The 25,527-nt window shown below is 61.1% G+C and carries 24 protein-coding genes; 7 read left to right on the top strand and 17 right to left on the bottom strand.

Annotated features, from left to right (window positions below):
• Positions 1 to 5: 5 nt before the first annotated feature.
• The 4 genes from AC4CWF_RS03905 to AC4CWF_RS03890 all read right to left on the bottom strand — a co-directional run bounded on the left by AC4CWF_RS03905 (position 6) and on the right by AC4CWF_RS03890 (position 2,414).
• Complete coding sequence (locus AC4CWF_RS03905; RefSeq protein ID WP_491283833.1) at positions 6 to 215, bottom strand: hypothetical protein; 210 nt, start codon at positions 213 to 215, stop codon at positions 6 to 8.
• The gene (locus tag AC4CWF_RS03900) at positions 212 to 907 is read right to left on the bottom strand and encodes a GNAT family N-acetyltransferase (RefSeq protein WP_491283832.1); all 696 of its coding nucleotides are present in this window, start codon (positions 905 to 907) and stop codon (positions 212 to 214) included. The genes AC4CWF_RS03905 and AC4CWF_RS03900 overlap by 4 nt, the downstream gene beginning before the upstream one ends.
• A 95-nt stretch (positions 908 to 1,002) precedes the next feature.
• On the bottom strand, positions 1,003 to 1,701 hold the full coding sequence (locus tag AC4CWF_RS03895; RefSeq protein WP_491283831.1) for a tellurite resistance TerB family protein: 699 nt from the start codon (positions 1,699 to 1,701) through the stop codon (positions 1,003 to 1,005).
• A 47-nt stretch (positions 1,702 to 1,748) separates the two neighbouring features.
• Positions 1,749 to 2,414, bottom strand: a complete 666-nt coding sequence (locus tag AC4CWF_RS03890) for a 2-dehydro-3-deoxy-phosphogluconate aldolase (protein WP_491283830.1) — start codon at positions 2,412 to 2,414, stop codon at positions 1,749 to 1,751.
• Between the two features lie 170 nt (positions 2,415 to 2,584).
• Here AC4CWF_RS03890 and AC4CWF_RS03885 point away from each other — a divergent pair, with 170 nt between their 5' ends.
• From AC4CWF_RS03885 to trhO, 5 genes are all read left to right on the top strand, one after another.
• Positions 2,585 to 3,082 (top strand): CYTH domain-containing protein, encoded by a 498-nt coding sequence (locus AC4CWF_RS03885; RefSeq protein WP_491285194.1) that lies wholly within the window; start codon positions 2,585 to 2,587, stop codon positions 3,080 to 3,082.
• Positions 3,057 to 3,974: a CHAD domain-containing protein gene (locus tag AC4CWF_RS03880; protein ID WP_491283829.1), complete on the top strand. Its 918-nt coding sequence runs from the start codon at positions 3,057 to 3,059 to the stop codon at positions 3,972 to 3,974. The genes AC4CWF_RS03885 and AC4CWF_RS03880 overlap by 26 nt, the downstream gene beginning before the upstream one ends.
• A 141-nt stretch (positions 3,975 to 4,115) precedes the next feature.
• Entirely contained in the window at positions 4,116 to 4,985 is an 870-nt protein-coding gene (locus AC4CWF_RS03875; protein WP_491283828.1) for a hypothetical protein, read from the top strand.
• 82 nt (positions 4,986 to 5,067) lie between these two features.
• Positions 5,068 to 6,804 carry a methyl-accepting chemotaxis protein gene (locus AC4CWF_RS03870; RefSeq protein WP_491283827.1) on the top strand — a complete coding sequence of 579 codons (1,737 nt, stop codon included), beginning with the start codon at positions 5,068 to 5,070 and terminating at the stop codon, positions 6,802 to 6,804.
• Between the two features lie 156 nt (positions 6,805 to 6,960).
• On the top strand, positions 6,961 to 7,905 hold the full coding sequence (gene trhO, locus AC4CWF_RS03865) for an oxygen-dependent tRNA uridine(34) hydroxylase TrhO (RefSeq protein ID WP_491283826.1): 945 nt from the start codon (positions 6,961 to 6,963) through the stop codon (positions 7,903 to 7,905).
• Between the two features lie 24 nt (positions 7,906 to 7,929).
• Here trhO and AC4CWF_RS03860 read toward each other — a convergent pair whose 3' ends face one another.
• From AC4CWF_RS03860 to AC4CWF_RS03825, 8 genes are all read right to left on the bottom strand, one after another.
• Entirely contained in the window at positions 7,930 to 10,134 is a 2,205-nt protein-coding gene (locus AC4CWF_RS03860) for a putative bifunctional diguanylate cyclase/phosphodiesterase (RefSeq protein WP_491283825.1), read from the bottom strand.
• 144 nt (positions 10,135 to 10,278) lie between these two features.
• Positions 10,279 to 11,058 (bottom strand): MetQ/NlpA family ABC transporter substrate-binding protein, encoded by a 780-nt coding sequence (locus AC4CWF_RS03855; RefSeq protein ID WP_491283824.1) that lies wholly within the window; start codon positions 11,056 to 11,058, stop codon positions 10,279 to 10,281.
• Positions 11,059 to 11,106: 48 nt separating this feature from the next.
• Entirely contained in the window at positions 11,107 to 11,775 is a 669-nt protein-coding gene (locus AC4CWF_RS03850) for a methionine ABC transporter permease (RefSeq protein WP_491283823.1), read from the bottom strand.
• Positions 11,765 to 12,805: a methionine ABC transporter ATP-binding protein gene (locus AC4CWF_RS03845; protein ID WP_491285192.1), complete on the bottom strand. Its 1,041-nt coding sequence runs from the start codon at positions 12,803 to 12,805 to the stop codon at positions 11,765 to 11,767. Before AC4CWF_RS03845 ends, AC4CWF_RS03850 begins: the two co-directional genes overlap by 11 nt.
• Positions 12,806 to 13,202: 397 nt before the next feature.
• Positions 13,203 to 13,835 carry an NAD(P)H-dependent oxidoreductase gene (locus AC4CWF_RS03840; RefSeq protein WP_491283822.1) on the bottom strand — a complete coding sequence of 211 codons (633 nt, stop codon included), beginning with the start codon at positions 13,833 to 13,835 and terminating at the stop codon, positions 13,203 to 13,205.
• 152 nt (positions 13,836 to 13,987) lie between these two features.
• Positions 13,988 to 14,740, bottom strand: coding sequence for an EAL domain-containing protein (locus AC4CWF_RS03835; protein WP_491283821.1), 753 nt, complete (start codon positions 14,738 to 14,740; stop codon positions 13,988 to 13,990).
• Between the two features lie 67 nt (positions 14,741 to 14,807).
• Positions 14,808 to 16,181, bottom strand: coding sequence for a GH1 family beta-glucosidase (locus tag AC4CWF_RS03830; RefSeq protein WP_491283819.1), 1,374 nt, complete (start codon positions 16,179 to 16,181; stop codon positions 14,808 to 14,810).
• Between the two features lie 377 nt (positions 16,182 to 16,558).
• On the bottom strand, positions 16,559 to 17,746 hold the full coding sequence (locus tag AC4CWF_RS03825) for a Gfo/Idh/MocA family protein (RefSeq protein ID WP_491283818.1): 1,188 nt from the start codon (positions 17,744 to 17,746) through the stop codon (positions 16,559 to 16,561).
• 194 nt (positions 17,747 to 17,940) lie between these two features.
• Between AC4CWF_RS03825 and AC4CWF_RS03820 the strand changes: the two genes are divergently transcribed.
• The gene (locus AC4CWF_RS03820; protein WP_491283817.1) at positions 17,941 to 18,576 is read left to right on the top strand and encodes a CatB-related O-acetyltransferase; all 636 of its coding nucleotides are present in this window, start codon (positions 17,941 to 17,943) and stop codon (positions 18,574 to 18,576) included.
• Positions 18,577 to 18,827: 251 nt separating this feature from the next.
• On the opposite strand, the gene AC4CWF_RS03815 is transcribed toward AC4CWF_RS03820, so the two are convergent.
• The 4 genes from AC4CWF_RS03815 to AC4CWF_RS03800 form a co-directional block, all read right to left on the bottom strand.
• Complete coding sequence (locus AC4CWF_RS03815) at positions 18,828 to 19,880, bottom strand: sugar phosphate isomerase/epimerase family protein (protein ID WP_491283814.1); 1,053 nt, start codon at positions 19,878 to 19,880, stop codon at positions 18,828 to 18,830.
• Between the two features lie 142 nt (positions 19,881 to 20,022).
• Positions 20,023 to 20,967: a substrate-binding domain-containing protein gene (locus AC4CWF_RS03810; RefSeq protein WP_491283813.1), complete on the bottom strand. Its 945-nt coding sequence runs from the start codon at positions 20,965 to 20,967 to the stop codon at positions 20,023 to 20,025.
• Between the two features lie 74 nt (positions 20,968 to 21,041).
• A complete protein-coding gene (locus AC4CWF_RS03805; protein ID WP_491283811.1) occupies positions 21,042 to 22,052 on the bottom strand; it encodes an ABC transporter permease in 1,011 nt (336 codons plus the stop codon).
• Between the two features lie 89 nt (positions 22,053 to 22,141).
• Positions 22,142 to 23,668: a sugar ABC transporter ATP-binding protein gene (locus tag AC4CWF_RS03800; RefSeq protein WP_491283809.1), complete on the bottom strand. Its 1,527-nt coding sequence runs from the start codon at positions 23,666 to 23,668 to the stop codon at positions 22,142 to 22,144.
• 195 nt (positions 23,669 to 23,863) lie between these two features.
• On the opposite strand from AC4CWF_RS03800, the gene AC4CWF_RS03795 reads away from it, so the two are divergent.
• Complete coding sequence (locus tag AC4CWF_RS03795) at positions 23,864 to 24,883, top strand: LacI family DNA-binding transcriptional regulator (protein WP_491285190.1); 1,020 nt, start codon at positions 23,864 to 23,866, stop codon at positions 24,881 to 24,883.
• A 12-nt stretch (positions 24,884 to 24,895) separates the two neighbouring features.
• Here the strand turns inward: AC4CWF_RS03795 and AC4CWF_RS03790 are convergent, their stop codons facing one another.
• Positions 24,896 to 25,489, bottom strand: coding sequence for a TetR/AcrR family transcriptional regulator (locus AC4CWF_RS03790; protein ID WP_491283808.1), 594 nt, complete (start codon positions 25,487 to 25,489; stop codon positions 24,896 to 24,898).
• Between the last annotated feature and the right edge of the window lie 38 nt (positions 25,490 to 25,527).

Here is a 25,527-nt window from a genome sequence, read left to right as displayed (position 1 = left end):
AAGCGTCAGCGATTGCCGCGGCGCTGATGGCGGGCGCGCAGCCAGAAGATCAGGAAAAACGACAGGACGGCGAGAACGCCAAAACCTGCCGCCAGCCACGGCGAAAACTGCGCCAGCCACAAGACGATGCTGGGCATGACAAGAAACAGCAGTGTGAAGCCGAAAAAGATGATGGCGGCCGCAATGGCCGGTGAGCGTGTCTTGCCGCCGCTCACGCTGCCACCGCCTGAAGCCCGGCGCGAATATCTTCCAGCCGTTCTTTCTGGTGGCCGTGATCGTCAAAATTCTCCGGCTGCAGCCATGTCTCGAAGGCCTTGGCGATGAGCGGCCATTCACCGTCGATCATCGAAAACCAGGCGGTATCGCGGTTGGCGCCCTTGGACACCATGTGCTGGCGAAACACGCCTTCGAAGGTAAAGCCGTAACGCGTTGCGGTCTTCTTGCTCGGCTCGTTTTCGTTGTGGCACTTCCACTCGTAACGACGGTAACCGAGATCCTCGAACACGTGGCGGGCCATCAGGTAATGCGCTTCGGTGGAGAGCGGCGAGCGCTTCATGGCAGCACCATGCGCCACCGAGCCCACCTCGATCACGCCATTGGCGGGGTCCGGCCGCATATAACTTGCCATGCCCACAACCTCGCCATCCTCCTTGTCGCGAAAGACAAGCGTGATGAGGTTGCCGGCCTTGTTCATGCCCTCCAGCCAATCGGCAAATTCTTCCGGCGCGCTGTAGAGCTTGTTGGGGAAATAATGGATGAGGTCGTTCAGCCCCTCATCGCCACCCAGTGCCTCCCACAGCGTCTGAATATGCACCGCCCGTTCATAGGGCTCGGCAATGACATAATGGCCCTCGAGCCGCACCGGCCGAGGCGCCGGGCAACCACTGAAATTCTTGAGATCACGCATGAAACATCCCCTCACCTGCCAAGAGAATTAAGCGAGGGCGCGCCCAAACGCAATCGCTGCTTTGCCGTCGGACACGGCAAAACACCGACACCGGATCAGAGCGAAACCTTCGCCGAGGAGACGGTCGCCTCGATATGATCGATCAGCGGATCGGGCAGTTTCAGCCGGCCGGCGAGAAGATCGAGATAACCGCGTTCGGCGCGGGTATCGGGGTCGATGGCAAGCCTGGAGGCCGTGTAAATCTCCACCCGCTGCTCTTCCGTGCGACCGGCAGCCACAAGCGCATCGAGATCGATCGGATCGGCCAGTTCCTTGGCGATGAAGGCTTCGGCTTCTGCCCCCAGATCCACGGCATGCACCTTTTCCATGATGCGCTGGCGCTCGTTAGCATCGATATGGCCATCGGCCTTTGCCGCGGCAATCATCGCGCGCAACAGGGTCAGCGCAAAATCATTGCTGAGGCTTGGCGAATGGAGGCTGAAGGGCGAATCGACCGGCGGCTCGATAACCGGCGCATCTGGCTTGACGCCTTCAGGCGCCTTGCCGGACTGGTAGTTGCGATAGGCGAGATAACCAAGGCCTGCAATGGCGGCCACGCCGCCAACGGCTGCGACATTGCCGGCAAGCTTGCGGCCGGTCTTGGTGCCGAGAAGGGCTGCCGCCAGCGCGCCGGCCTTCATCGGGTTGTTGCGCGCAAGGTCTGTGACCTGGCCTGCCTTCCCCTGCAAGGTTCCCGAAAGACCGGGAACCTTGGATCCGAGGAACTGGTCCAGAAGCTTCTTGGCGTCGAACATAAACAAACTCTCCCTGTTGTGTTACAGGGAGAGATAGGACGCCAAAGTCATTTTACAAACGATAGAGGGGGTAATGAGCCCTTGAGGGCAGAGGCTTCCGATGCCAATGCCGTGATGCCGGCCCAATCGCCGGCAGCCACCAGCTCCTTCGGCGCAACCCAGGAGCCGCCGACGCAGACAACATTGGGCAGCGACAGGTAATCGCGGGCGTTCTTCAGCGAAATGCCGCCGGTCGGGCAAAAGACAGTGCCGGCGAGCGGGGAGGACAGCGCCTTGAGATAGGCGGCACCGCCGGCCTGTTCGGCGGGGAAAAATTTGAGGACGTCATACCCAGCTTCGCGCAGCGTCATCACTTCGCTGGCGGTGGCAGCACCCGGCAGAAGCGGCACGTCGGAATCCTTGGCCGCCGACAGCACGCCCGGTGCCACGCCCGGGCTCACGATGAAGGTGGAGCCCGCCTTGACGGCCGCATCGAAATCACGCGCGTTGAGAATGGTGCCGGCACCGACATGGGCGCCTTCGACTTCCGCAGCAACGGCCTTCACCGCATCCAGGGCTGCCGGGGTGCGCATGGTGATCTCGATCGCCTTCAAGCCGCCGGCAACCAGCGCGCGGGCCAGATGCACGGCAGAGGCCGCATCATCGACGATCAGAACCGGCACGACCGGTTGCAGCTTCAGGATGGCAAGCAGGGCTTGGCTCTTGGCGTTCATGAGGAACCTCCCGGACAGGACGGATTGAAACGATTGAAACTCCACGCTGAGATAGCGCGGGGCAAAGGCAGTGTCGAGAAAAAACGGACCACTGCCAGGCATTCGGCTCTGGTCGCCGCCAAGCCTTTGCAATAGTTTGTATCAGGTTCGTGATGAAAACGGGAATGAGCATGGCCAAGGAAATCGAACGCAAGTTTCTCGTTTCAAGCGAGGCGTGGCGCGACATTGCAAGCCTCGGCGCATCCTACATGCAGGCCTATGTGGCCGTTGGTGAAGACCGCAATGTCCGGGTGCGGCTGATCGATGGTGAAAGCGCACGCCTCACCATCAAGATCGGCCACGGCATGTTGTCTCGCAACGAATATGAATACGCCATTCCGGTCGAGGATGCCGAGGAACTGGTGCGCGCCGCCATCGGCACCGTCATCGAAAAGACCCGCTATCTTGTGCCGCACGCCGGCTTCACCTGGGAAGTGGACGTGTTCACAGGCTTCTACAGCGGCCTTGTTGTGGCCGAGGTGGAACTGGAGAGCGAGGCGGAAAGCCCGCCGCTGCCGCCCTGGATCGGCCGCGAAGTGACCAGCGACCGCCGTTATTCCAACATGGTCCTGGCGACCGAAGACCTGGCTGGGGAGTTGGTGCATGGCATTTCGCATTCGGCCCTCTGAACCTTTTGCCGCTGAATTTTGCCGCATTGCCGAAAGCCAGTTGCGGCGTGCCATCGAGGTATTGCGCGAACGCCCCGAAGGAGAGCATCAGGCGATCCATGCGGCGCGCAAACGCTTCAAGCGCCTGCGCGCCCTCTACCGGCTGGTTGAACCGGATGCGAAGGAGTTCCGGCGCACGGAAAACGCCCGTATCCGTACCGTAGCGCAAAGCCTGTCCGGTGCGCGCGACGCAACAGCCCTTGTCGAAACCGTCGACTATCTGGCCGGCCTTGCCGTATCCGCCGAAGAGCTTACAGCGCTCGGCTTTGCTTCCCGCGCGCTGATTGAACGACGCGACCGGATCGCCTCGACACAAGGCGACCTTGCAGACACGATCGAGACAGCGATCGCCGCCTGTGAAGATGCATTGGAAGCGCTTCACGGGCTGAACCTGCCGCGCGGCAATGCACGCACGGCACGACGTGTCGTCAAGGCCTTTCGCAAACAGGGTCTGAAGGCGGCTGCAGCACTTTCCACCTGCAATGAAGACCATTCGGCCGAAGCTTTTCATGACCTGCGCAAATGCGGGCAGACCAGTTGGATGTTCCTGACGCTGTTTTCCGATCTCTGGCCATCCGCCATGGCTGCCCAGAAGCGCGAGACAAAACAATTGGTCGACCTGCTCGGCCATGAGCATGATCTGAGCGTGCTGACGCAGACGATCAACGAGAGCCCGGACCTGTTTGGTGACAGCGATACACTGGCGCTTCTGATCGGCGCCATCATCACACGCCAGCAGGCGATCCGCGCCGAAGCGCTGTCCCTTGCAGCGGTCGTCTTTCCAGACCAGCCCAGGCGCGAAGCCCGCATCATCGGCAGGCTTTGGCTGGAAGCGGCGGACGCGCTGTCGTGAGCGTCATCCGCCAGAACCATCTGTGCCTTTGACAGGCCGCCCTTTCGCAGCGCTGCGACTGCAAATCTTGCAGTCCGGCTTTCAGGTCTTGTTAAACCGAAAAGCGGAGTCTTCCTCACAATCTGCAGGGGAGATTGAGTGGTGTTACAGCGGACATTTCTGCGCGCTCTGGTTTTGGCAACGAGCTTTCTGGCATGCGTTGCACACAGTGCCGAACAGCACGAGATCTATTATAATTCGGCGGGCAACAAGGAAAACACGCTGGGTTTCCAGGTTCTTCAACTCGCCATTGAAAAATCCGGAAAACCGTATGTGCTGAAGCCATCACCGGCCGGCTACAGTTCCAATGCCGGCATGGTGGACGCCATCGCCAATGGCGCGCAGATCGACATTGCCTGGGTCAATGCATCAAAGGCGGTTTCGGCAAAGCTTCTTTCGGTTCCCTTCCCTGTCGACAGGGGGCTTGGCGGTTATCGCCTGTTCCTCATCGATGCAGCCCGCCAGGATGAATTTGCACGCGTTCAGAACCTCCAGGCGCTCAAGGCTTTCATAGCCCTGCAGGGCACCGGCTGGGCCGATGTGGATGTGCTGCGCAAGGCAGGTCTCACCGTGCGCACCGGCCCGCAGAAAAACCTCTACCGCATGACCATCGGAAAGCGCGGCGACTATTTTCCGCGCGGCGTCAACGAGGCTCTCAGCGAACAGATCAAGCAGGCACCCGATGCGCCCGGCCTTGCCGTGGAGAAGACGCTGGTTCTGCAATATCCGTCCGCTTCGATCTTTTATGTGTCGAAATCCAAGCCTGACCTGCGCGACGATCTCATGCGCGGTTTGCAGGCGGCATGGCAGGACGGCTCCTTCGAGGAGGTCTTCCTTTCCTATCCCGATATCCGGCTTGCGCTGGACAAGGGCAACCTGAAGACACGCAAGATCATCAAGGTCGATAACCCCAACCTGCCGGACGACATCCTCGCGATGGACGCACAATACTGGTTCGACCCGCAGGAGTGACGGGGCCGCACCGCGCGCCGACTGCCTTCCGGATGCCCTGTCCAAACATCGCCGTTCTCCCTTATTTTTAAGGAATTTGATCATGTTCAAGAGCAAGTCCATTCGCATGCAGGTGATGTTGCCATCGCTTGCGCTTATTCTGTCGGGCTGCGTGGCGCTCAGCCTTTATTCTGGCTGGTCACAGGCTGAAACCGCGCATGACATGTTCGACCGGAAGGTGAAACTCACCGCCTCCATGACGGCAGCGGGAGCCAGCATGGCCATGTGGCAATTCGACAAGAGCCTTGCCCAGGCGACCTTCGACCCCGTGACCACCGATCCCGATTTCCGCGCCGCTCTTGTGCTCGATGCCACTGGCAAGGCGTTTTTCTCTTCCGGTGAGGCCGATGCGGTGGCAGCCGGCCTTCGCTCGACATCGGGCGAGACACGCGACAACGAGGCAGACCTGCGTTTCTCCGTCGTGCCCTTGCGCCATGCCGAAGAAGGCAAGGACATGGGTATCGGCACCATGGTTCTGGTGTTTGACGCCCAGTCGATCATGCGCAACACGTGGAGTTCGCTGCTCGGGCTTGCAGCCATTGCCGGCCTGACGCTTCTGGCCTCGGCACTTGCGCTGATGGCCCTGCTGCGTTCGATCACCAGGCCGCTGATTTCGCTGGCGCAGGTGATGAACAAGCTGTCCTCCGGCGCGCTGGATACGCAGGTGCCGAACCAGAACCGTGTCGATGAAATCGGCGAAATGTCACGCGCCGTCCAGTATTTCAAGGACAGCGTGCATCAGGCCCAGACGCTGCGGCGCGACGCCGATACCAGCCGGGATCTGCTGGAACAGCAGCGCGCCGCGCAGGAAGAGGCCGACAACCTGCGCCTCAATGGCATGATGAAGGCGACGAACGGGCTGGCGGACGGCCTGCGTGCGCTTTCGCTCGGGGATCTGACGGTGCAGATCGAAGACCGGTTCGCCCCTGATTACGAGGAACTGCGCACCAATTTCAATGATGCCGTCAGCCAGTTGCGCAAGACGCTTTCGGTTGTCGTGACGGCTGCGATGAACATCGATGCCGGAACCCGCGACATTGCCGACAACACCAACGATCTGTCACGCCGCACGGAGCAGCAGGCGGCATCGCTGGAGGAAACGGCCGCAGCACTGGATGAAATCACCACCAATGTCTCCTCCTCCCTGCATCTGACGGAAGAGGCACGCCGGGTGGCAACCGAGGCCAATCACAGCGCCGTCAAGTCCGGCCAGGTGGTTGCCCAGGCAGTGGAGGCCATGAGCCGGATCGAGGCAAGCGCCTCACAGATCTCCTCCATCATCAGCGTGATCGACGAGATCGCCTTCCAGACGAACCTGCTTGCGCTGAACGCCGGCGTCGAGGCCGCACGCGCCGGAGAAGCTGGAAAGGGCTTTGCCGTGGTGGCGCAGGAAGTGCGGGAACTGGCGCAGCGTTCGGCAAATGCCGCCCGCGAAATCAAGATGCTGATCCAGAACTCGACAAGCGAAGTGGAAGCCGGCGTCAAGCTCGTCTCCAATACCGGCTCGGCTCTCACCGGCATCGGCCAGTTGATCGTGACGATCAACGAACATGTCGGTGCCATCGCAACCTCTGCCCGCGAACAGTCAACCGGCCTTGCCGAGATCAATACCGCCGTCAACCACATGGACCAGAGCACGCAGAAGAACGCGGCCATGGTGGAGGAAACCTCGGCGGCCTCCGCAGCACTTGCCGCAGAATCGGCACGGTTGCGTGACCTGATGGTGCAGTTCACGCTCGAACACCAAGCGATGCGGCCACGATCTTCGCGCGCCGCCTGATCTCCTGCCGTCCGATGGCACACCGAACGGCCCCTTGCGCCCGCGGCAGGGGCCGTTGCCGTGTCGAGGCATCTGCGGATTGACAAAAGGCAAAGTGCGGCGCGGGCGCTAAAATCCATTGCGTCCGGCCGCCAGAGGCAGTATTTCGCGGACATCATGACCGATATTCAAGCCACCGCCGCCGGCACCGTTTCCGGCTCTTTCCTTGTTGCCGCGCTCTATCATTTTGCGCGGTTCGAGCGCTGCGAGGCGCTGCGCGCACCGCTTCAGGCGCTGTGTGAGGAAAACGGCGTGAAGGGCACACTGCTTGTGGCCCAAGAGGGCATCAACGGCACGATTGCCGGCACCGATGACGGCATTGCGCGCGTGCTTTCCTACCTGCGATCGCTGCCCGAGTTCGCAAACCTCGAGCACAAGGAAAGCCGCGCCTCCAAGATGCCGTTTCTGCGCATGAAGGTGCGGCTGAAAAAAGAGATCGTCACCATGGGCGTCGAGGATATCGACCCCAACAAGATCGTCGGCACCTATGTGGAGCCGAAGGACTGGAACGACCTCATCTCCGATCCGGAAACGATCCTCATCGATACCCGCAACGATTACGAAACGGCCATCGGCATTTTTAAGGGCGCGGTCGATCCCCAGACGAAAACATTTCGCGAGTTTCCCGACTGGGTGAAGAACAATACCGGCCTGCACAACAAGCCGAAGATCGCCATGTACTGCACCGGCGGCATCCGCTGCGAGAAGGCGACCGCCTTCATGAAGGAGCAGGGTTTTGACGAGGTCTACCACCTGAAGGGCGGCATTCTCAAATATCTCGAAACCGTGCCGGAAGAAGAAAGCCTTTGGGAAGGTGCCTGTTTCGTGTTCGACGAGCGGGTGTCGGTAACGCACGGGCTGAAGGAAGGCGACCACAAACTCTGCCATGCCTGCCGCGAGCCGATCACGCCGGATGTGCGCCTATCGCCGAAATTCGAGGAAGGTGTTTCCTGCCCGCATTGTTATGACACGCGCACCGAAGCCGATCGGGACCGTTATCGCCAGCGGCAATTGCAGATCGAGCTTGCCCGCAAGCGCGGCGCAAAACATCTCGGCAGCTGAGGCTCATCCCGCAACGTCGAGAGTTCAGGCCAGGCCCGAAAGCCTGAACAGCGGTTCTTCACGCTGGCGAAGCCTAGCGATCTCGGCAATCGGCATTGGCTTTCCAAACAGAAAACCCTGCAACTGGTCGCAGCCGGCAATGCGCAGCGCCACGGCCTGCGCATTGGTTTCCACCCCCTCTGCCGTCACCGGAATATCGAGCGAGCGGGCAAGCGCGACCGTTGCCTGCAGCATATCCACCGCACGCCCGCCCAGATCGGCAGCGGCCACCAGCGAGCGGTCGATCTTCATCCGGTCAAAGCCGAACTGGCGCAGATAACCGACGCTGGAGAAGCCGGCGCCAAAATCATCGAGTGCGATATGCACGCCGGTCTTCTTCAGCCGGTTGAGGGTATCGCGGGCGCGGGCCGGGTTCTGGATGAAATAGGTTTCCGTCATTTCCAGCGTAATGCGGGCCGGATCCATCTCGGTTTCCTGAAAAACCAGCGCCACCCGCTCGGCAAAGGCGGGATCGCGGAACTGGCCCGGCGAAACATTGACGGCAAGCGTCAGTTCCGGCCAGTCGCACAGGGCCTCGCAGGCGGTACGCAAGACGCAGAGGCCCAACTGGTCGATCAGACCTGTGCTTTCGGCAATCGGAATAAACACGTCCGGCGGCACCGGCCCATGACCTTGGCGTGTCCAGCGCGCCAAAGCCTCGACGCCGGAAAGGCGCATATGCTGGGCATCAACGACCGGCTGGAAGGCGACGGAAATTTCCTCGCGCTCGATGGCCTGCCGCAGATCCAGCTCCAGCCGGTTGCGCTCTTCACGTTCGGCGTCCATCGCCGGATCATAGGCAGACCAGCGGCCGCGCCCTTCTTCCTTGGCGCGGTACATGGCCATGTCGGCCCGCCGCAGAACTTCCTCACCAGCCACAGCGCCAAGCGGCGAACAGGCAATGCCGATGCTGCAGCCGATGACGGCAATGCGATCGCCCATGGTGAGCGGCTCGCCGAGAAATTCCATGACGCGCTCGGCAAGCGCTGCCGCGTCCGCCTCGGCATTCTTGCTGAGGAAACCGATGGCAAACTCATCGCCGCCAAGCCTTGCCAATACGGCCCCCTCACCCACCAGCACGGCAAGGCCCGCAGAGACGGCGCGGATCAATTGGTCGCCGGTGGCGTGACCATAGGCGTCGTTGACCTCCTTGAAACCATCAAGGTCGAGATAAAGCAAGGCGACATCGAGGCCTGACCTTTGCGCTGTGCCCACCAGTTCGGAAAGATCGGCAAACAGGCCGGTGCGGTTGGGAAGGCCGCTCAGCCGGTCCGTCAGCGACAGCTTGATCGCCGCTTCCTCGTCGGCTGAAAGCCGCGCCAGCGCCTGGCTGCCGCTGACGAAAAGCAGCACAAAATAGATCGCCACCATGGCAACGGCGCACCAGACGAGCGGCCGCACCTGCGCAAGGCTGATATTGCCCGGCGAACGCGGCTCCCAGCACAGCGACGCGATCGGCCTGCCTGCGGGCGACAGGATATCGACCCGGTGCGACTTCTGCTCCAGCGGTTGTTCGATGCGAAGGCCCGGCAGCACATAAGCGCTGGCCAGCCGATCGACAGTCACCTCCGTCAGATGGCGCATGAAGATGACGTAACGCCCTTCGCCCTGTGGCGCCACCAGCTGGCCGGATTTCGTCCGGATGAGGGCGACGCCGAAAGCCGCCGCCCCACGGGACGTGCGTGTAAAGCTGGTTTCTTCGGGAAGTACGCCTTCGCGAACGGAGCGGATCTTGTCGAGCAGAGACCAGACTTCCGGCGTGATATAGTCTTCGAGGCTGCCGGTGACCGGCTCTCCTTCGGAATAACCGAGCACGATACGGCCGGTGTGATCGACGATGATTGCCACGTCGAACAGCTCGTTGTTGTCAGTCATGGCGCCGAAATTGCGCTTTGCCCAGACAAGGCCGGAGGAGCGGTAGACGTGATCGGCCGCATCGTCCCAGGCGGCGTAATCATGCAGGGTGGCGGCAAGCTGTCGCTGGAATGTCTGCAGCGCGCCGCTCACGGATTCGCGCGAGCGTTCCTCGTCCAGCTGGTTGGCGTAATGGCCGACACGGTCGAGGGCGGTAAATACCATCCCTGTTACCGCTATCACCACCGCTGCAAAAATAAGCAGCATTGAGCGCACCGCGGAGCGGCGGTCGACCTTGGCAGCGGAGTGTTTCAACGTAATCGGCACAAACCGCATTCGTCAGCCCTGGCACTTATGCGAACAATGCCGATCATGTATTCGCTTTTGCTTAATACCAGATGCCGGCCGCATGCCAAATGCAAAATAGCTCCTTCCCGGCAAAGGGAAAGAGCTATCTCCCTAAACTTTGATGTCTGTGTCTTACCAGGCGGCGAGGACGGCGCCCTTGAACTGGGTGGCAACGAACTGCTTCACCGGCGCGCTGTGATAGGATTCGACCAGCGTCTTCACCCAGGCGGCATCCTTGTTCTTCGCCTGCACGGCGATGACGTTGATGTAAGGGGCCTTTTCGCCTTCGCGGGCAATCGGATCCTTGGCCGGGTCAAGCCCCGCTTCCAGTGCATAATTGGTGTTGATGACAGAGGCATCGACATCATCGAGCGCACGCGGCAGCTGGGCGGCATCCAGTTCGGCAAAGGTGATGTTCTTCGGATTTTCGACCACATCGGCCGGCGAGACCTTGAGGCCCGCGCCATCGCGGATCTTGATCAGGCCCTTGTCGGCAAGAATCAGAAGCGCGCGGCCACCATTGGTCGGATCGTTTGGAATGGCAACCGAGGCGCCGTCCTTCAGCTCGTCGAGGCTTTTCACCTTCTTGGAATAGATGCCCATCGGGAAGTTGACCGTCTGGCCGACGCTGACGAGATCAAAACCGCGATCCTTCACCTGGTTGTCGAGATAAGGCTGGTGCTGGAAGGAATTGGCCTGCAGGTCGCCATCGGCCAGTGCCTGATTGGGAACGACATAATCGGAAAACTCGAGGATCTCGAGGTCCAGCCCCTTTTCGGCGGCGACCTTCTTGACCTCTTCCATGATCTGCGCGTGCGGACCGGGGGTGACGCCGATCTTGATGGTTTCGGCGAGCGCCGAGCCGGCGGAAATGAGGGCGGCAAGGGAGGCCGCGAGAATGAGCGTCTTCATGGTGTTCTCCTTGGGACGAGTTGAAAGTCTTGGTCTTGTTATGGAAAATCAGGTCTGGCGGTTGCGCTTGTCGAAACGGCGCGCCAGCGCGTCGCCAGCGCTCTGCACGGCCTGGACGAGAAGGATCAGCACCACCACCACGGCTGCCATCACCTCCGGCATGAAGCGTTGATAGCCATAGCGGATGCCGAGATCGCCCAGCCCGCCGCCACCGACGGCGCCGACCATGGCCGAATAACCGATAAGGCTGACCAGCGTCAGGGTGAGCGCAAGCGTGATGCCGGGACGGGCTTCGGCGATCAGAACCTTGGTGACGATCTGCCAGCGGCTTGCACCCATGGCACGGGCTGCCTCGATCAGGCCCCGGTCCACCTCACGGATGGCCGCTTCGATGAGGCGGGCGACAAAGGGAATGGTGGCCAGCGTCAGCGGCACGATGGCGGCACTGGTGCCGATCGAGGTGCCGGCAACCAGCCGGGTAAAGGGAATGATCGCCACGACCAGAATGATGAAGGGCGTCGAGCGCGTCGCATTAACGATGAGGCCAACGATGCGGTTGACCATGGGGGCGGCAAACAGTTCGCCCCTGCCGCTATTGGCCAGGAAGACGCCGATCGGAAGCCCGACCAGCGTGCCGATGAGGCCAGCGACGGCAACCATGTGAACCGTCTGGACGAGCGCCTTCCAGAGAAGGGCAAGAAGCATGTCAGGCGCCATAACCTAAAACCTCCGTCGAAAGGCCCGTCTGGGCATAAAAGGCTTCGGCGCGCGAAAGCACCGCGGGATCGGCGCTATAGGAGACGACCAGCGACCCATAAGGTTCGCCGGCAATCTCATCGATCGTGCCGGTGATGATGTTGACCTCGGCGCCAAGCTCGCTCATCAGGCGCGCGATCAGCGGCTGTTCGGCCGTTGCGCCGAAGAAGGTGAGGCGCGTGTAGATCCGGTCACCAGTGCCACCGTCCGCCTTCAATCTCCGAGTGATGGCATCGGGAAGTTTTGTGCCGGGAAGGCCCGACAAAAGCGCCCGCGTTGTCTCGTGGCGTGGCCGGGTGAACACATCGAAGGTGCGCCCGCTCTCGACGATCAGCCCCTTGTCGATGACGGCCACTTCGGACGCAATGGATTTGACCACCTCCATCTCATGGGTGATCAACAGAACCGTCAGGCCAAGATCGCGGTTGATGGTCTTCAGGAGATCAAGGATTGACTGGGTGGTTTCCGGATCGAGCGCCGACGTTGCCTCATCCGACAAAAGCAGCTTCGGCTCTGTTGCCAGCGCGCGCGCAATGCCGACGCGCTGCTTCTGGCCGCCCGACAGTTCCGCCGGATAACGGCCCGCCTTGTCGGAGAGGCCGACGAGATCGATGAGCGGCGCCACGCGGGCCCTGATCGCTGCGCGCGACAGGCCGGCGATTTCAAGCGGCAGCGCGATATTGCCGTAAACGGTGCGCGACGACAGCAGGTTGAAGTGCTGAAAAATCATGCCGACCTGACGGCGAAGCCCGCGCAGCTTCGTCTCGTCAAGCCCGCCGACATCAACACCATCGACCAGCACACTGCCGGATGTCGGGATTTCCAACCCGTTGACCAGCCGGATCAGCGTCGATTTTCCCGCCCCCGAGCGGCCGATTATGCCGGTGATGGCACCTTTCGGCACTTCAAGATCGACGCCGGCGAGAGCGATAAACTCCCCGTTGCTGCCGCGATCGGCAAAACGCTTGGTGACGCCCCGGAAGGACACCATGGGACTTGCGGCGACAGGCGGGGCGATCTCGGCGCCGGAGGGTAAAACGGCGCGCCCGGGCGCCGGCGGATTTGAAACAGTGTGCATGCAAAACTCTTGGGGAGATGAGGCTTTCCGCAGAAAGGCAAGGCGCTCCAGCGCATCGGGATGGGGGCGTCAGCCGGCTTTAAAGCCGGCAACACATTCGACGCATCAGACGTCGCTCCAACATCCCTGAACCTCTTTCGAAAACGCACTTTGATGGGGTGGTCTGCCTGTGGTGCAAACCGTGAGACAGCTTATGACATCCGGCGCTGGAGAATCCGAGGGATGCTTTTTCCCGAAAGGCGCAACGGAGAGAATATAAATGCGCGCCTGGTGCATTGGCGCCGCGAATTTCTCCGCGGCGCCACCGGTTTCACTTCACGTAGGAAACGAACTCGTCCGTTGGGCGGCGGACCTTCTTCAGGTTGACCAGCCAGTCGCCATCGGCCTGGCGATAGCCGAGCGGCAGGAGGGTGACCGAGCGCAGGCCACGCGCGCGAAGGCCGAGGATTTCATCGACCTTGGCAGGTTCAAAACCTTCCATGGGCGTGGCGTCGACGCCTTCAAAGGCAGCCTGGGCCGTGGCAAGCCCGAAGGCGATATAGGCCTGGCGCGCGGCATGCTCAAAATTGACCTCCGCATCGCGCGGCGGATAGGTGTCGAGCAGCATCTTGCGGTAGTTTTCCCAACCTTCGTTGGTGACGTTGCGCTCCTTGTTGACAAGGTCGAACATCGTGTTGATGCGCTCGGCGGTGTAATTGTCCCAGGCGGCAAACACGAGCAGATGCGAACCATCGGTAATCTGCGCCTGGTTCCAGGCGACCGCCTGGATTTTTGCACGCACATCCGGATTGGTGACGACGATGACTTCGAACGGTTGCAGGCCGCTGGAAGTCGGCGCCAGACGCGCGGCTTCGACAATACGCGCCACCTTGTCTTCGGAGACCGCCTTGGAGGGGTCCATTTTCTTTGCGGCGTAACGCCAGTTGAGCTTTTCGAGCAGCATGAAGCGGGCTTTCCTTGAAATGTATCGGCCCCTGCGGGAGGACATGGGGGCCAAGGCCTAGATAAAGACGCCAATGTTCCACGCAAGGGGGGCCGCTTTTGAAAACCACCCGGAGCCGGTCAAAAGGGGGAGGCAAAGAGGGCGAGGCGGCGTCAGACCGCCGGGACGGCTGGCATGACGAAACGTTCGAAGGCGGGCTTTGCCAGAAGATAACCCTGCACGAGTTCAACCCCCATATCGCGCAGGACAGACAGTTCGCCGACTGTTTCCACGCCTTCGCAAACCGGTGTTATGCCGAAATCGGCAAGCATCGCCAGCGTGTGGCGCACCACGGTGCGCTTGGCCGGTTCCCGGTCAATGGCGCGGATCAGATCCATGTCCAGCTTGACGATATCCGGCTGGAAACGCGCCAGGAGATTGAGACCCGAATGGCCGGCGCCGAAATCATCGATTGCCGTCATAAAGCCGATCGAGCGATAGGTGGTGAGGATGGCCAGGAGATGATCGGTATCGACGCGTTCGCTTTCGGTGAATTCGAAGATGATCCGATCCGGCGGAAAGCCGACACGCTCGGCCGTTTCCAGCGTCAGCCGGATGCAGGCGCGCGGCTCATAGACGGCATTCGGCATGAAATTGATCGACAGCCTCTGCGGCGATGATGTTTGCGGCGACAGGCGGGCGGCAAGCTCCAGTGCGCGCACCCGGCACTGCTGGTCAAACGCATAACGGTTGGTATCGGTAACGGCAGACAGAACATGGCCCGCCCCTTCCCCGGCGGGGCCGCGCACAAGGGCTTCCTGCGCAAACACCTTGCCGGTCTTCAGATCAAGGATCGGTTGGAAGGCCATGGAAAACGGCTGGTCAAACGCTTTGCCATCCCTGCACGCCACACATCCTGTCGCCATTATCGCTCTCCCTGCTGTCGCTGGCGAAACGAGGGCACATGCGCGAAGTTCCAGCCGCCCTCACCCGTTATGGCAACTTATGGTTACCTTTCGGGAAATGTTCGGCCAGATCGCGGTACCACTTGCCGCTTTTCTTCACGGTGCGCACCTGCGTCTCGTAATCCACATGCACGAGGCCGAAGCGCATGCGATATCCTTCCGCCCACTCGAAATTATCCATGAGGCTCCAGGCAAAATAGCCTTTTAGCGGAAAACCGTCGCGCACAAGATCGGCAGCGGCCGACAGATGTGCCGCATAATAATCCAGCCGCGGCTGGTCATCCACCTCGCCATCCACCACGCCCATATTATAGGCGGCGCCGTTTTCGGTGATGTACATGTCGGGCAGATCGTAGCGGTGATAGAGATCCGCCACCATGTCGGTCATCGCAGACGGAAAGATCTCCCAGCCGATATCGGTTTTTTCCTCGTTGACGAAAGGGGCCGGCACGGTTGCCGGAAATTCGGCGCCAACAGTTGCATCATCGGCCACGCGCATCGGCGTATAATAGTTGAGGCCCCACCAATCGAGCTTCTGGTTGATGACGGCCAGATCGCCATCCTCGATCACAGGCATCTTCTCACCGAGTGCTGCCACAAGGCTTTCGGGATAATGGCCCTTGAAGACCGGATCGAAAAAGGCGCCGTTGTGGAAATCGAAGGCGCGCGCGGCGGCTGCCGTATCGGCCGCACTGTCTGAACCGGCAACAACCGAATGGGCGTTGAGCACAAGGCCGACAGGCACGGTGGGGCTGACATGGCGGATCGCCTCGACGGCCAGGCCATGGGCGAGATTGGTGTAATGCAGCGCGTGAAGTGCCGCTTCCATATTCTTTTCGCCCGGCGCATGCACGCCGTAGAGGTGGCTCAGCCACACGGAGCACCAGGGTTCGTTGAAGGTTGCGACCGCATCCAGCCGATCACCGAGCCGCGCCATCACCACCTTGGCATAACGCTGGAAGGCATAAGATGTGGCGCGCGCCGTCCAGCCGCCATCGCCCATCAGCGCCAGCGGCAGGTCCCAGTGATAAAGCGTTGCATAAGTCTTGATGCCGCGCGCCTTGCAGCCATCAACCAGCCGGTCGTAAAAATCGAGGCCCGGCTCGTTGATGCGCCCGACACCCTCAGGAATGACCCGCGGCCAGGCGATGGAAAACCGGTAGGCCTCGACACCCATCTCCTTGATGAGATCGAGATCCTCATCCAGCCGGTTGTAATGATCGCAGGCGATATCACCATTATCGCGGTTGAACACCCGGCCCGGCATGTTGGAAAAGGCATCCCAGATGCACGGCTTGCGGCCATCGGCCTTGGTCGCGCCTTCAATCTGGTAGGCAGCGGTTGCCACGCCGAACAGGAAATCTCCGGGAAACCGGGCGGCCAGCGTTTTTGCATCGATCATGCAGATTTCCCTTCACATTTCAGGCGACAGGCGCTGGAGCGCGCCCTTGAAACTCCCGCTGAGGTTTAGACCAATCGCATTTGCGCGGGAAGACAGGGTGATATTAAAAACTGCAACGTTGCAGTTTTCATTCACAATTCCCTGCCGGGAGACGTCATTCCCTCATCCTCATCCTTTACCGGTAAAGGACAGGGAGAGGGAACAGGATAGACGACCCGCTTATAGGTATATTTCCCCACGCAATCGTCTCGCTCCTCAACCGTCGCCGTGGCCCACGACACAGTCCCCTCGCCCCGCTGAGCGGTGAAAGGGTCAGGGTGAGGGGCAGACCTCAATGATCTGCCCGACGCACGATTGAGATCACGCGAACACCCGCCTTACACCTTCACCCAGCCGCCATTCTTTTTGCCGCTCTCGATGCAGGCCGTGACGAAGGCGACGCCTTTTACCCCGTCATCCACCGTTGGATACACAACAGCCGGATCAACGACCGCACCGGATCGAGCCGCCTGGATGGCGACGGCGGCCTCCGAATAGATCGTTGCAAAGGCTTCGAGATAACCTTCCGGATGGCCGCTCGGGATGCGGGTGACGCGGGCGGCAGATGAACCGGCACCTGCACCGCCGCGGGTGATCAACTGCTTGGGTTCGCCCAGCCGCGTGAACCAGAGATAGTTCGGATCGGCCTGCGTCCACTCGATGCCGGCTCTGGTGCCATAGATGCGCACCTTCAGGCCGTTCTCGTTGCCGGTTGCCACCTGGCTGCACCACAGCAGGCCTTTTGCAGGCATTGCGCCTCCCTTGGCTTTGAAACGCAGCATCACATGGGCATTGTCATCCAGCCGGCGTCCCTCGACAAAGGTGTGAACGTCGGCGGCCAGTTCATCCAGCTCCAGCCCGGAGATGAAGCAGCCGAGATTATAGGCATGCGTGCCGATATCGCCGGTGGAGCCGCCAACGCCCGATTGCGCGGGGTCGGTGCGCCAGACGGCCTGTTTGGCGCCGGTCTGTTCCACCGGTTCGGCCAGCCAATCCTGCGGATATTCCATCTGCACCAGACGGATATCACCGAGTTCGCCGCTTGCAACCAGTTCGCGCGCGTGGCGCACCATGGGATAACCGGTATAATTGTGGGTGAGGATGAAGAGGGCGCTCGCCTTGTCCGCCACCGCCTTCAGCGCCTTCGCGTCCTCCAGATTGGAGGTGAGCGGCTTGTCGCAGATGACGTGGATGCCGCGTTCCAGAAACGCCTTGGCAGCTGCAAAATGCACGTGGTTCGGCGTGACGATGGAGACCGCCTCGATGCCGTCTTCACGGGCCGCTTCCTTCTCAGCCATCTCCTCGAACGAGCCGTAGCAACGCTCTGGATCAAGCCCGAGATCACGGCCCGAGGCGAGCGATTTTTCCGGCGTGGACGAGAGCGCGCCCGCCACCAGATCATAATGATCGTCCAGCCGCGCTGCCATGCGATGCACGGCGCCAATGAAAGCCCCCTGGCCGCCGCCGACCATGCCGAGACGGATTTTTGCCGCACGTTGTTCGGATTTGCTGGCTTCGATGGTCATGATTTTTCTCCTCCATGGATTTTTTTAAAAGCCTAAAGTAGCCTTCGGGCCCGATCTCGGTTAGTCTTGCAGCCTGCAGAAGGAATAACGGCAATGAACACCGCGACCCGCCTCCGCTGAGGCTCCTGAACCGCTCCATCGCGCGCTGGCAACAGTCTGCGGCGCGCTGAAAACCTCAGGACAAAAGGTCTGTCATGCCCCTTCTGAACGCGGATGCCGTGCATCCAATCACGCTTCCCGACGGCACCATCTATAAAGATACCGTCCACCTTAAACATGCGGTCACCCATCCCCGGATGGAGATCGGCGACTTCAGCTATTTCACCCATTCGGGAACGGTTGAGGAAACGGCGGGCATTCTTGCGCCTTACCTCTTCCCCACCAGCCGGGAAAAACTGGTCATCGGGCGATACGCCCAGATCGCCCGCGGCAGCTACTTCATCAGCGCCGATGCAAACCATCCCATGGGTGGCGTCACGACCTATCCGTTTCGCATCTTCAGGCCGGAAACTTTTGGTTATGCCGACCTGCCGTATCGCGATACCATCGTCGGGCACGATGTCTGGATCTGCCACAATGCCACGATCATGTCCGGCGTCACCATCGGTCATGGTGCGATCGTGGCGGCGGAATCGGTCGTCACGCGCGATGTGCCAGCATATGCCATCGTCGGCGGAAACCCGGCACGGCTGATCCGCATGCGTTATCCCGACGATGTTGTTGCCCGATTGCTCCAGATCGCCTGGTGGGATTGGCCGCTGGACAAGGTCGAAGCCAATCTGCCGCTTCTGGAACGGGGCGACATCGATGCGCTGGAGGCCGTGTGCTGACATGCGTCAGGCACCCGTAAGGACACGGTGCGCTCTTGCGATAGGCGCTCGCGGTCTGCCTGCCTTAATGGTCATGGGTGTCCTCCTTGTTCCGATCAGACGGCCCCTCATCCGGCTGCGTCCTGCGGACCCTTCTCCCCGTCAGGACGGGGAGAAGGGATATGCCGCGCCGTCTCCTGCCTGCATCGACATGGCCGATGTTGCCTGCCCCTCGCCCCACCTGGGGGAAGGGGGGCAACCTTCAGGTCGGATCAAAGCCCCAGCATGCGCCGGTTGGCGGCGTCATCGGTGCCGCCGGAGGCGAAATCGTCAAAAGCTTTTTCGGTGACCTTGATGATGTGCGCCTTGACGAATTCGGCGCCTTCGCGGGCACCGTCCTCGGAGTTCTTGAGCGCGCATTCCCATTCGACCACGGCCCAGCCGTCGAAATCATTCGCCGTCAGCTTGGAAAACACCGCGCCAAAATCCACCTGCCCGTCACCGAGCGAACGGAAACGACCGGCACGGCCAACCCAGCCCTGGTAACCGCCATAAACGCCCTGCCGACCCGTCGGGTTGAACTCGGCATCCTTGACGTGGAACATCTTGATGCGGTCTTTGTAGATGTCGATATTGTCGAGGTAATCCAGGCATTGCAGGACGTAATGCGAGGGATCGTAGAGCATGTTGGCGCGGACATGGTTGCCGACGCGCTCCAGAAACATCTCGAAACTCACGCCGTCATGCAGGTCTTCGCCGGGATGGATCTCGTAGCAGACGTCGACGCCCTGCTCGTCGGCGAAATCGAGGATGGGTTTCCAGCGGCGGGCCAGTTCATCGAAGGCGGTTTCGACAAGACCTGCCGGGCGCTGCGGCCACGGATAGATGTAGGGCCAGGCGAGCGCGCCGGAAAAGGTGGCATGCGCCTTGATGCCGAGATGATGCGAAGCCTTCAGCGCCATCTTCACTTGCTCGACTGCCCATTCCTGCCGTGCCCTAGGATTGCCGCGCACTTCCGGCGCTGCAAAACCGTCAAACGCCTCGTCATAGGCCGGATGCACGGCAACAAGCTGGCCCTGCAGATGGGTCGAAAGCTCGGTGATCTCGATGCCATTTTCACGCGCGACACCGGCGAACTCGTCGCAATAATCCTTGGAGTCCGATGCCTTTTTGAGGTCGATCAGCTGGCCGGCCCAGGTCGGCACCTGCACGCCGGCATAACCCTTGTCGGCGGCCCATTTCGTGATCGCATCCCAGGAATTGAACGGTGCGGCATCGCCCGCGAACTGGCCGAGAAAGATGGCGGGGCCCTTGATCGTCTTCATGAATTCTCCTCCCTAGAGTCTTCCTGCAACGTTTCCGTAAACGATTACAGGAGATGGAATTTCGAAACAACCGCAATGTGAAGGCGGCAAACATCTGCCCGGGAAAAACCCGGGCAGCGCAGTCAGCGGAAAGGTTTTTGGATCAGAACGGCGAGTCGGGGAAATAATAGTTCTTCGCGTTGTCCTTGGTGATCAGGGTCGCATCCAGCGTATAGGTGCCATGAACGGGAACCTGGTCGTAGATGGCAGCCGCCGTCAGTTCCATGGCGGTGCCTACCATCGACGGCGGATAGAGCACGTCGACCGGGATCATCTTGTCGCCGTCCATGACCTTCTTGATCATGTCCTTGGAGCCGGCACCGCCGACGACATATTTGATATCGGTGCGCTTGGCCTGTTCGATGGCCTGCAGCACGCCGACAGCCATGTCGTCATCCTGACACCAGACCACGTCGATCTTCGGGTATTTGGTCAGGTAATCCTGCATGACCTTGAAGGCATCGTCGCGGTTCCAGTTGCCGAACTGGCGGTCGAGCACCTTGACCTTGGAGCCGGCAATGCCCTTGTCGAAACCGTCCTGACGCTGCTGGTCGATCGGGATCGGCAAACCGCGAATGATGACGACCTGCGCTTCCGGGGTGTTGGCCTTGATATATTCGCCCGCCACTTGGCCGAGCGCCGGGTTGTTGCCGGCGACATAGAGATCGCGCACCGAGGTATCGTTGACGGACGGGGCGCGGTCGACGATGGAGACGAACGTGCCCTTGCCCTTCACTTCCTTGATGGCATTGACCAGCGGATCCGGATCGGTCGGCAGGATGACGAGCGCATCAATGCCCTGGATTTCCAGGTCCTGCAGGGCGTTTGCCTGCGTTGCCGGATCGGGCGAGGTCTTGACGACGACCTTGAGGCCCGGATGTTCCTTCATCAGCAGTGCTGCCACGCGGTTGGCATGGTAGACGACGCCGGCCGTCCAGCCGTGGTCGGCGGCCGGAATGGAGACGCCGATGGTTTTGGTATCCGCCGCATGCGCGGCTCCGAATACCGTCGACATGGCCAAGGCCAGTCCCAAAATTCTCTTCTTCATTGCCTGTTCTCCTCCCATTGTGTTCAGGATCTTTGCCGTGTTGAAAGACCGGGCGATCCCGAAGGCCCGGTCGTTTACGTCTTGCGCGCCAGCGAACGCTGCACGAGCATCGCGATGATGATGATCGTGCCCTGGATGGCGCCGATCAGGTATTCCGAGATGAAATTCGACAGAAGCATGATGTTGCCGACAAGCTCGAGAATGAAGGCGCCGCAGATGGTGCCCCAGACGCGGCCCGCGCCGCCCTTCAGCGCCGTGCCACCGACGACCACTGCCGTGATCGCCTGCAGCTCCCACAACATGCCCGTGGTCGCCGACGTGGAGCCGAGGCGCGGCACGTAAAGCAGCACGGCAATGGCGACGCAGAGCCCCTGGATGATGAAGGCCATCGTGCGCACCCGGTCGACCGCAATGCCGGAATAACGCGCGACATCCCGGCTAGACCCCACGGCCGTCACGTGGCGGCCATAACGCGTACGGTAAAGGATGAAGGCGGCAATGGCGGTGACGATGAGGATGACGAGGATCGGCACCGGAAGCCCCAGCACCGAGCCGAAGTAGGCTGGCCGATACAGCGCCTGCTGCTCGGCCGAGCGCAGCGTGATGGCACCGCCTTGGCTCAGCCAGGTAGTCAAGCCGCGATAGATGCCCATGGTGCCAAGCGTTGCGATGAACGGTTCGATACGGCCGAGTGTGGTGATGAGGCCGTTCACCAGCCCGCAAAGCGAGCCGATGACGAGCGTCAGCACCATGGCGGCGAGCAGCATCAGCCCCGGATCGGCAATCACGCCGGAATTCATGAACAGGATCATGATGCTCGCGACGAACGCCACCATGGAGCCGACGGAGAGATCGAGATCGCCTGAGGAGATGACGAAGGTGGCGCCGACCGCGATGATGGCGATGAAGGCCGAGCGTGTCGCGACATTGGACAGGTTGTTCAGCCCGATGAAATTCGGGTTGACCATGGCGCCGACGATAAGCAGCAGAAACAGCGCTGCAAACGGGGCCACGGCCCGAAGATCGATATCGCGCCAGGTTCTGGCCCGGCGAGGGCTTGCATCCGCTTGGGTGTCGCTCGTCATGTGTTCCCTGGCTCCCCGACAGATCCCGCATCCGGCGGTCTGCCTTTCGTCGTCTTGTTCTTTCCCGCCCTTTGGACAGGCTTATTGTCTCAGCTTGCCAGCTGCCGCCGAAGGCCGGCCGCATAACGCATGATCTGCTGCTCGGAGATTTCCTCACCCTCGAGCATGCCGACGATCCGCCCCTCGCGCATGACCGCAACGCGGGTACAAAGGCCGATCACCTCGGGCATTTCCGAGGACACCACGATGATCGAGCGGCCCTCGCGGGCGAGCGCTGCAATGAAATGATAGATCTGCTGCTTGGTGCCGACATCGATGCCGCGCGTCGGCTCATCGATGATGATGATGTTGGGCTCAATTTCCATGATCTTGGCGAGCAACAGCTTCTGCTGGTTGCCGCCGGACATGCGCCCTGCCCGCACATGGTCGTCGCGCACACGGATATCAAAACGCCGCTTCGCCCGCAGCATCGCCTTCGCTTCGCTTTTCGGATCGAGGTAACCGTGGCGCAGGTGCTGGTCGATGGCCTGAAGCGTGAGGTTAACGGTCATGCCCTCGCCTAGCAGCAGACCGCGCCCCTTGCGGTCCTTCGTCATATAGGCGAGACCTTCGGCGTTTGCCGCGCGAAAATCGCCCGGCACGAGACGCTTGCCGCGGATCGACACCTCACCCGAGGCGCGCTGGCGAAGACCGGCGACGGCCTCCATGAGTTCGGTGCGACCGGAGCCGATGAGGCCGGAAAAGCCTAAAACCTCGCCCTTGCGCAGGTCAAAAGACGCGTCGCGCACATAACCGGTGGACACGCCCTTGACCGAGAGCACCACCTCTTCATCGACATCAGGCTCGTGTTTTGCCGGATAAAGGCTCGACAGCTCGCGCCCGACCATGAGCTGGGCAATCGCCTCTCCATCCAGCGCCGTGGTCGGCGCGGTCTTGACCCATTGGCCATCGCGCAGCACGGTGACGCGGTCGGTCAGTTCCATCACCTCGTCCAGCTTGTGGGAGACGAAAACGAAGCTCGTGCCCTTTTCGCGCAGCTTGCGCACCTCACGAAACAGGATTGCCGTTTCATCGCGTGACAACACGGCCGTCGGCTCATCCATGAAGATAATGCGGGCATCGCGGCTGATCGCCTTGGCGATTTCCACCATCTGCTTGTCGGCAACAGCAAGCGATCCGATCAGCGCATTTTCATCGATATGCGAGCCCAGTTCGTCCAGCACCCGGCGCGTTTGCCGGCGCATGAAACGACGATCCAGAATGCCGAAACGGGTGACTTCGCGGCCGAGATAGAGGCTTTCCGCTACCGTCAGATGTTCGGCGAGATTAAATTCCTGGTGAATGATGACGATGCCGAGGCTTTCGGCCGCCCCGTTGCGCGGCAACACCACCGGCTCACCATCGAGAAGGATACGACCCGAGGTCGGCTGTTCGAAGCCGGAGAGGATCTTGACGAGCGTGGATTTACCGGCGCCGTTTTCGCCCATCAGCGCATGGATTTCGCCCGGCGCCACGTCGAAATCGACGCTGAACAGCACCTGCACCTCGCCAAAAGATTTGGAGATACGCTCCCCCACGAGCACGGGTAACCGCGCCTCGTCCCTGCCCGCTATCATGCAAACTCTCCCCGGCAGCTCCTCAACCGCCGTATTCTGTGTAAACCTTTACACACCCAATGTAAAGGTTTACATTACGCGAAATCAGGGGATTATCAACCGTGTCAGGCTTCCTCTCGCCTGTTTGCACCGCTAACGTCTCCGGCTATCCGGGCGTCCAAGGCCGGATACCTCCAGCAGATGGTCGCCCAAGCCTTGTCCAGTTCCGCGCCAGCCACAATCGAAGATGTTGCACGCCTCGCCGAGGTGTCGATTGCGACGGTCAGCCGCGCCATCCACATGCCGGACAAGGTGGCGAAATCCACCCGCCAGCGCGTCAACCAGGCCATTGCGATCACCGGCTATACCACCAATGCCATGGCGCGTTCGCTGCGCATGGGCCGCTCCAACATGATTCTGGTGCTGGCGCCCGATATCGGCGACCCGAACTTTTCCTCGATCCTGATCGGGCTGGAAAACGAGGCACGCGCCCATGGTTATGGCGTGCTGATCGGCCACACACAAAACGATCCCGAGCGCGGGTTGGAATACCTGAAATTTCTAAGCTCCAGCCAGGCGGCGGGCATGGTGCTGTTTACCGGCCATCAGCCGTTCGGCCATCAGGTGATGACGGAACGGCTGCCGCCTTCCGTTGCCGTGTTCGAACCGGTGTTCGGCAGCGCCACGCCCTATGTGGGCGTGGACGATCAGGCGGGCGGGCGAAAGGCGGCGGAACACCTTCTCTCCTCCGGCCATCGCCGCATTGCCTTCATCGGCGACAGCCGGACGCGACTTGGCCACCAGCGCCGCCGTCGGGGATATGATCTGGCCATGGATGCCGCGCGCATTCCACCCGACCAGCGCATGGTGCTGGATGGCGACGGCACGATTGAAAGCGGTCGCCTTGCCGTCGAACAACTGTTCATGCGCGATACGCTGCCGACGGCCTTCTGCTGCGTCAACGATGCAACAGCTCTTGGCGTTCTCAGCGGGCTATCGGCACGCGGCTATGATCTGCCGCGAGATTTTTCCGTCATCGGTTTCGATGATGTGCCGCAGGCAACCTATGTGAAGCCGGCGCTCACCACCATTCGCCAGCCGCGCTCGGCCATCGGCAAACAGGCCATGGCGCTTCTGCTCGAAAATCTGGGCCGGACGGCCCCGGAGCACCGCGAAATCCTCATTCTGCCGGATCTCATCGTGCGCGGATCGGTGACGGAACCGGGACGACGTTAAGCTTGAGGGTTTTCAGCGCGGCTTGACCAAAAGCCCCTCGGCCAAAGCATGAAACGCCGCGATGGCCTTGGGCAGAACCGTCTGCGGATCATCGCTCGCCGCCACCCACAGCGCAGCATTCAGCGCTGCACCACCGACAAGCCTTGCTGCCGCTTCCGCATCGAGCGGTTTGCAGATCCCATCGGCAACAAGATGCTCGATCGCCCGCTGCGTTGCCTTCAGGCAATCACTCTGGCTCGGCCACTGCGAGGGATCGCCGAGCACGGCGGGGCCATCGAGCAGGACGATCCGCTGCACTTCCTGATCAAGCGCCATCTCGATATAGGCGCGCCCCTCGGCCAGCAACGCATCCCACTCATTGCTTTGGAGGGCACCGATGGCTTGGGCGCGAGCGGCCATGTCCGAATCGATCTGGTGGACGACAGCGGCCAGCAGCCCCCGCTTGTCGCCAAAATTGTGGTAGAGAGCGCCGCGCGTCAGGCCCACCTCGGCCGTCAGGTCGTCCATCGAGGCGGCCACATACCCTTTCTCGGCGAAGGCCTTTCGCGCTGCCGCGATAAGCTTCGCCCGGTTTTCCTCCATTGTCTCCGCACGTCGTCTGGCCATCGCAATCCCACTCAGATACGCGGCGTATATAGTTTGAC

The sequence above is a fragment of the Neorhizobium sp. PAMB6630 genome, from assembly GCF_058242775.1.
The sequence above is the reverse complement of the archived record's forward strand: the minus strand, read 5'-3'. Positions and strand labels throughout refer to the sequence as shown.